General features: G+C 53.4%; 5 protein-coding genes and 1 pseudogene. All 6 read left to right on the top strand.

The window, feature by feature from the left end; all coding sequences use genetic code 11:
* Positions 1–167 (top strand): annotated as a pseudogene (locus PAT3040_RS39100) (o-succinylbenzoate synthase); the annotation flags it as partial.
* A 31-nt stretch (positions 168–198) separates the two neighbouring features.
* A complete protein-coding gene (locus PAT3040_RS28700) occupies positions 199–2,313 on the top strand; it encodes a helix-turn-helix domain-containing protein (RefSeq protein ID WP_108995375.1) in 2,115 nt (704 codons plus the stop codon).
* A 172-nt stretch (positions 2,314–2,485) separates the two neighbouring features.
* Entirely contained in the window at positions 2,486–3,427 is a 942-nt protein-coding gene (locus tag PAT3040_RS28695; RefSeq protein ID WP_214628080.1) for an ABC transporter permease, read from the top strand.
* A gap of 12 nt (positions 3,428–3,439) precedes the next feature.
* Entirely contained in the window at positions 3,440–4,324 is an 885-nt protein-coding gene (locus PAT3040_RS28690) for a carbohydrate ABC transporter permease (protein ID WP_087569616.1), read from the top strand.
* 122 nt (positions 4,325–4,446) lie between these two features.
* The gene (locus PAT3040_RS28685; RefSeq protein WP_108995373.1) at positions 4,447–6,045 is read left to right on the top strand and encodes an extracellular solute-binding protein; all 1,599 of its coding nucleotides are present in this window, start codon (positions 4,447–4,449) and stop codon (positions 6,043–6,045) included.
* Positions 6,042–7,245, top strand: a 1,204-nt coding sequence (locus PAT3040_RS28680) for an alpha/beta hydrolase family protein (RefSeq protein ID WP_181376897.1), incomplete at its 3' end; no start/stop codon positions are given. The genes PAT3040_RS28685 and PAT3040_RS28680, both read left to right, overlap by 4 nt.

The following is a 7,245-nucleotide window of genomic DNA, read 5'->3' as shown; positions in this document are numbered from 1 at the left end:
CCGGCGATACGGCAGCTTCGTCGAATTATTGGGAAGAGGATATCGTCGATCCTGCCGTAATCATGCGTGACGGCCGGATCGAAGTGCCGCAAGGCCCGGGCATCGGCTATAACGTAAATCTGGAGCGTCTTGCCAAATATACGCTGCATCGGGAAGTCTTCAAGTAAAGCGAACATACCATTCGAGGGGGCGAACGGCATGTTTTCCAAAGGCGATCATAAGACAGACCTCATTAAATCGGTTATTATTTTTGCGACATTGACCGTTATCGTAATCGGCGCTTTCGGATTTTATTTGTTTTCCAACTCTCAGGCTTTGGTGGCCAAGGAGGTATCACGCGACAGCTTGTACCGGCTTCAGCACGTTCGCGATTATTTGGAGACGACCGTTCTCAAGCGCTACGAGGAGCTGTTTCAGGATAAAGTGGTCTCCACCGCTTTCCAAAAATACGACGGGTTGGGCTTGCTGCTGGACGAACCGAACGGCAATCTGGGTTACCGGTTTCTTGTTTTGCACAATGACATTCAAAATGCCAAGCTGGCGCAAGAGGGCTTGTCCAATATAACCGTGCATTTTCTAAAAACGGGATATACCGTCGATTCCCGGTATATTTACGAGAAACCCGGAAATTCCAAGGATGCCGGGTTTCTCGGCGAACTGAGCCGATTCCCGCTAAATCGCTGGACGATACGCGACGGCGGCGAGGGCGAACGGGTGATGACCTACTTGCAGTCGCTGCCTTACGGATCGTCGCACGACAATGCCAAGGGTTATCTGTATCTGGACGTCAGTCTCGATTACGTGACCGGGCTGCTCGGCGGGATGTTGAGCTCCAAAGAGGAACGTTTCTATATCGTCGATGAGGACGGCAAGACGCTGCTGACGAACTCGGGACAGGCGGCGGCCGGATTTGACCGCTCAAACGAGCTGGCGGGGACGGCCGCGTCGGTGACCGTGAGGGAAGAAGCGGGCCGAACAACGGTATGGGCGTATTCTCCCGCCAGCCTGTCCAGGTTCGGCTGGGGGTTTTACGTAGCGAGGCCGCTGGATTCGCTGCTGATCGAATCGAAGAAGCTGCAGCATAATTTGTTTGTCGCCTCCATTGTAGCCGCCGTCGCCGGTCTGGCGATTTCGCTGCTTATGTCCAGGCGGGTATACGTGCCGCTAAAAAAAATGATGAGCAATCTTCAGACGCTTCATCGCAGTCTGGAGAAGACGCGGCTGCTGAAGCTGATTCATGGTGATACGGAGGAAGCCGGATCGTATTCGTTCGCGGAACGGTCGCAGTTTGCCGTGGCGTATATCCGGCTGCGCTCCGGAGAGCTGGACCTTGGGACGCTCGGCCAACAGTTCCACAACAAACCGTTCCAGTGGGACGCTTTGGCTGTCTCTCGGGAGGAGCTGGTTGTGTTGTTCGTGCTGGAGCCGGAAGAGCAGGGCGCGGACGCGACAGTCAAGGAGACGCTGCGATCGCTGCAAGAAGAGTTAAGCGGAGTTTGCCGGTTTTCCGCCGGGTATGGGCGTACGACGGATAGGCTCGCTCTAGTTTCCGAATCGTTCGGCGAGGCGAAGCACGCGGCCAGATACGAGTTTCTGTTCGGTCCTTCCGCCGTTGTCGGCTTTCACGAGGTCGAGGCTCGCCGCAATGCGCTGGAGGATATGAACTTCGAACGCTTCGAGAAGGGGATTCACGCACAAGATATGGAAGCGGTTTCAATGTATCTGGAAGAGTTCGAACGCACCTTGATCGACGGAGGCTGCGGCATCGAGACGGCGGAATGGGCGTTGATGCAGCTTAGCGTGTGCATGCGCCGCATGGCGCTTCATTATCGGTTGTCCGATCGGCTGGAAATTCCCGACATGTCCCGGACGCTTAAAGAAGGCACGCTGGGAGAAGGGCTGGAACGGATCAAGGTCGACGTGAGGCAGATGATCGCCTGGCTGAGCAGCGACGCACCTCACGCTCATGCCGAGACGATCAACGTCATTCAGCGTTATATTCATGAGCATTTGCATGAAGATATTTCGTTGGATGGGGTGGCCGAGCTGGTATCCTTCTCTCCCTCCTACATCTCGAAGCTGTTTGCCGAAGTGCTGCATGTGCCGTTTATCGAGTATTTGAGCCGCGCTCGGCTGGAGCTTGCGGCGGAGCTGCTGCGGGACGGCCAAGAATCGGTGACCCGGATCGCCGAACGGGCCGGATACAGCAACGTCCAATATTTTTGCACGAAGTTTAAGGCAAAATACGAAGTAACGCCTAACCAATACCGCAAGCTTACGCGGGCGGCCGCGGTTCAGACCGAGGTCGTCTAACAACCCATATCAGGATGATTTGGCGGCTTTCCGGGAGGAAAGCCGCTTTTATGCTTCAAATTATACAAAATGACATGAATCTGAACTGGATTCGATAGGGGTTTCGCTTCTAAACTGAGGGCAGGCCATACGAAATGCGGCAACAAAATTTACAGAAATGGAGACTTGCTCTATGGCATCCTTGACAAGGAACAGGAAGCTGACGGCTGAAAGTAGATGGAAGCGCTACAAAAAGCATAAGTACCTGTTTATTTTGCTGCTCCCGGCTTTGATCTGGTATTCGGTTTTTCAATATGCTCCTCTGTATGGCGTGCAGCTGGCGTTTAAGGATTTTCGCGTATTGGAAGGGATTAACGGAAGCCCCTGGGTAGGATTTAAGCACTTCGAAGTTATGTTTACCTCGACCAGCCAGTTTTGGAGAGTATTTCGCAATACCGTAGTCATCAGTCTGTATCACATTATTTTCGGATTTCCCGCTGCTATCGTTCTGGCGCTCATTTTTAACGAGATCAGGGGAAAAGTGTTTAAAAGGGTTACGCAATCGATCAGCTATTTGCCGCATTTTCTCTCATGGGTCATTCTTGCGGGTTTGTTTGGCACGATTCTGTCGCCAAGCACGGGGATCGTCAACTACATTCTTACGATGCTCGGGCTCGATACGATCTACTTTCTGGGCGATCCCGACTACTTCAGATTCACCTTGGTGACCACGAGTATTTGGAAAGAGGTCGGCTGGGGTACGATTATCTATTTGGCTGCGTTGGCGTCGATTAATCCGAATCTGTACGAAGCGGCAAGCATCGACGGAGCCGGCCGCTGGAAGCAAACGCTGCATATTACGCTGCCCTCCATTTTACCGGTCATCTGCATCATGTTTATTTTTCAGATCAGCGGCATTTTGGACGCGGGCTTCGACCAGATATTGAATCTGTATCATCCTGCTGTATATGAAGTTGCGGATATTCTGGATACGTACGTATTCAGGGTCGGTCTGTCTCAAATGCAGTACAGTTTGACGACGGCAGTCGGCTTGTTTAAAAACGTGATCGCTCTCCTCCTGGTTTTGGGAACCGATTACTTCATTAAAAAAGCGGGCCAGGAAGGGCTTTTCTAAGGAGGAGATACGATGTTTTCACGCATGACAATCGGCGAAAAATGGTTTCAAGTGTTCGCGGTAATGTTTATTGCCGGATTAAGCGTTCTGTTTGTGTATCCCTTCATCCATGTGCTGTCGATCTCGCTCAGCACGCCGTCGGAAGCGATTCGGCCGGGACTCCATTTGTTTCCTCAGGAGTTTTCCTTAGAGGCATATCGGAAAGCGGTTTCATCTACGCAAATCTGGTACGGCTTCCGCAATACGATATTCCGGACGGTTGTCGGCACTGTGCTATCGGTTGTCGTGATGGTCATGGCCGCTTATCCTTTGTCCAAAAAATATTTGCCGGATCGTCGTTTTTACACCTTGTTTATCGTGATGACGATGTTTTTCAGCGGCGGCCTTATTCCGTCCTATATGCTGATTAAAAGTCTGGGACTGTACGATTCCATGCTCGTCTACATCATCCCGAGCCTGTTCGTTACGTTCTCGCTCCTGATCTTGCGCAACTTCTTTATCGGCATCCCCCAGGAGCTGGAGGATTCGGCCCGGATGGACGGAGCCAACGATATTCGCATTCTGTTCTCGGTCGTGCTGCCGCTGTCGGCGCCGATCATCGCGACGATTACGCTGTGGTCCGCGGTCCGCTACTGGAACGAATGGTTTCAGGCGTTGATCTACATTCAGGACCAGACCAAAATCGTGCTGCAGATCTATCTGCGCAGACTGGTCGTGGAAAATCAGGACATGGAGCTGCGGATGCTGATGTCCCAGCAGCCGGGTCAGGAAACCGTGACGCCGGAGACGGTCAAAGCTGCCGTGCTTATGATCATTACGGGGCCGATTATCATTGTTTATCCGTTTCTGCAAAAGTATTTCGTTAAGGGAGTCATGATCGGTTCCTTAAAGGAGTAGCAAGGCAAATGCAAGTACCGGAAAAATTTGCTAAAAGCTTGTTCAAAAAGAACCGGACTTTTTGAACGAGTCCTGCCAGCAATTTTTCATAGATGAGGATTTAAAAAAGGGAGGAAACAGGTGTGAAAAAGAGCGTTAAATGGAAAATTCTAACGGCAGTGCTTGCTGTCATTATGCTGCTCTCGGCGTGCACGAACGGAGGGGGCAATAACAAACCTTCTGCCAGCGGCGAGACAACTGCTCCGTCGGGAACGGCTTCGTCCGCTCCATCCGAACAGGCAGAGGAGCCGATCAATCTGCTTTGGCTGAGCTTTGATCCGCCAGAAGGCGACGAGACGCCGGTTCAGAAGTTTTTGGAAGAACGTTTTAACGTGAAAATAGAGAACATGCGCGTAGACCGTACCAGCTGGACGGAGCATCTGAACATTCGACTTGCAACGGGAGAGGTTCCCGATCTGTTCTTCTTGTGGTCGCAAGGGGAAATTCTGGATTACTCCAATCAGGGCCTGCTGGCCGAGCTGCCGATCGATCTCATCAGGGAGAAGATGCCTAAATACGCGGCATCCGTCGACGAGATGGATCCTAGCATCTGGGACCTGGCTGTCGTAGACGGCAAAAACTTCGCGATTCCGCTCTACTGGCTGGAAGGGCTTACGCCGTTCATGCCTGCTTACAACGGCGATTGGCTTAAGGCGGCCGGCTTCGACAAAGCGCCGGAGACGCTGGTAGAGTTCGAGAAAGTGGTCTATTACTTCGCGAAAAACGATCCCGACAAAAACGGCAAAGCGGATACGATAGGTTATTCGGGCAGCGGCAAGGACTCTCTGGCAACGCTGGCGTTCAACTCCGTCTACTCGGCATACGGAACAAGTCCCGGCGCCTGGTTAAAAGCCGAAGACGGCAGCCTGGTCAATGCGATGGTAACCGAGCGTACTCGCGAGGCGCTTAAAGTGCTTAATAAGTGGTACAAGGACGGCGTTATCGACAAGGAGTTCCTGACGACGGATTACGCCAAAACCCGTCAGGATCTGGCCAACAGAAGATCCGGCATTATCGACAGAGGCATGTGGAACAGCTATTCGATCGCCATCGGACCGGAATTCAAGGGACAAAATCCGGATACGGAGCTGGTTGTAGGCAAGCCGCTGGTCGGTCCTTACGGAGACAATGCCGGCTTCTCATGGGGAGTCAAAAACAACTTTGTCGGGATGGGCGCACAGGTAGCGAAGGATCCAAAGAAAATGGATAAACTGTTCGAAATTTTGGAAGCGATGGTTTCGGATGAAGAAGTTTATAAAATGACGTACTTTGGCGTTGAGGGAGAGCACTATGATCTCGTGGACGGTGTTCCGACGCCTAAGGAACAGTACGTAAACGTGACGGAGCGAGGAGCAAAGGTCGGAGCAAGCAGCTATTACAACATCTTCGGCACCAAGTCCAGCTACATGTCGCAATTCGATCTGTCGAAGGAGCAGGCCGCATTTAAGAAACAGACAACGGAAGGTGTCCCGGCCTTTAGCAGCCTGCTTACGTTTATCGTTCCGGAAACGTCCCAATACCCGGACTTGAACCGGATTCGCGACGAACACCTGATCAAGTTTATTATCGGCGAAATTAATCTGGATCAAGGCTTCGACGACTTCGTCAAGCTGTGGAATTCGTCCGGAGGAGAGGCTCTGACCAAGGCGGTCAACGATCGTTACGCCGCATTGCAGCAATGAATATATTAAATGAGACGGGCTGCGCAGCCGACATGCAGCTCCGCGAGGAGATCGCGGAGCGCTGCCGGCAGCAGCTAAAGAAGCTGGCGAACGCGAGAAGCCGGGCCGTGAGCCAGGAAGAGTGGGACAGCTTGCGCCGACCGTTGCTGGATACGATTAGGGCCGCGTTCCCTTCCTTTATGTATGACAGGGAACCGATCACTTCGCGTGTAGTAAGCCGTCATCACTTTGGCGACTATCGGGTGGAGAACGTCATCTTTGAATCCTATCCGGGCTGGGAGGTCAATGGAACGGTATATCTGCCCACGCAGCCGGGCCCTTATCCGGGCGTCGTCTGCCCGACGGGGCACAGCTGCAAGACGGGTGAAAGCTATCAGATTTCCGCGCAGATTTTCGCGCGCAACGGCTACGCGGCAATCTCTTTCGACCCGCCGGGCGTGGCCGGAGAGATCGGCCATCTCAACAATCATTTTACCAACGGGCTGATCGGCTACCTGACGGGCATCTGGAGCAACACGCATTTTGTTCTGGATGCGATCCGCTGCATCGATTATTTGGAGACTCGCGACGATATCGATTTTAGCTCGGGCGGCGTGGCGATGACCGGCGTATCCGGCGGCGGCGCGACAACGATCTATGCTTCGCTGCTCGACGAGCGCGTCCGTTTTCTGGCGCCGGTCTGTTGTCTGAACGAGCATGAATCCTTGCATTTGACGGACTGGTATACGAGCTGTCCCGAGCAGTTGGGTACGGGACTGATCGCGCACGGCATCGATTTTACGGATTTGATCGCGCTTCAGGCGCCGAAGCCGTGCTTGATCGTCGGCGGCCGGGAGGACGATCTGTTCGACTACCGCAACACCCAGCGTTTGTATCACGACGCGGCGGACATCTATCGACTGTATGGCCGAGAGAGCGAGCTGGGATTGTTTCTGGACGATTGCGGCCACGCTTATTCGGTCAACATGGCTAACGTTGTGGTGAGCTGGATGAACCGCGTGTTTAAGCCGGAGACTCCGCCGCTCGCTCTGAGCCGCGAGGATCTGACGGTCCAGGAGCCGGGGCTGCTGCATTGTCATCCGTCCAATGAGGTCAACATGTATACGATCAACAGGGACGAGGGCAGGCGGCTTTTGGAAAGGCGTGCCGTGCCGCAAGGAGAAGCCGGCCAGGCGTACCTGCGGGAGCGGCTGCGGCTGA

The sequence above is a fragment of the Paenibacillus agaridevorans genome (genome assembly GCF_003112455.1).
GTDB lineage: Bacteria > Bacillota > Bacilli > Paenibacillales > Paenibacillaceae > Pristimantibacillus > Pristimantibacillus agaridevorans.
The sequence above is the reverse complement of the archived record's forward strand: the minus strand, read 5'-3'. Positions and strand labels throughout refer to the sequence as shown.

What these genes read in the sequence shown, in the direction of transcription:
- PAT3040_RS28700 (WP_108995375.1), top strand. Translation starts at nt 199, where the DNA reads ATGTTTTCCAAAGGCGATCATAAGACAGACCTCATTAAATCGGTTATT.
- PAT3040_RS28695 (WP_214628080.1), top strand. Translation starts at nt 2,486, where the DNA reads ATGGCATCCTTGACAAGGAACAGGAAGCTGACGGCTGAAAGTAGATGG.
- PAT3040_RS28690 (WP_087569616.1), top strand. Translation starts at nt 3,440, where the DNA reads ATGTTTTCACGCATGACAATCGGCGAAAAATGGTTTCAAGTGTTCGCG.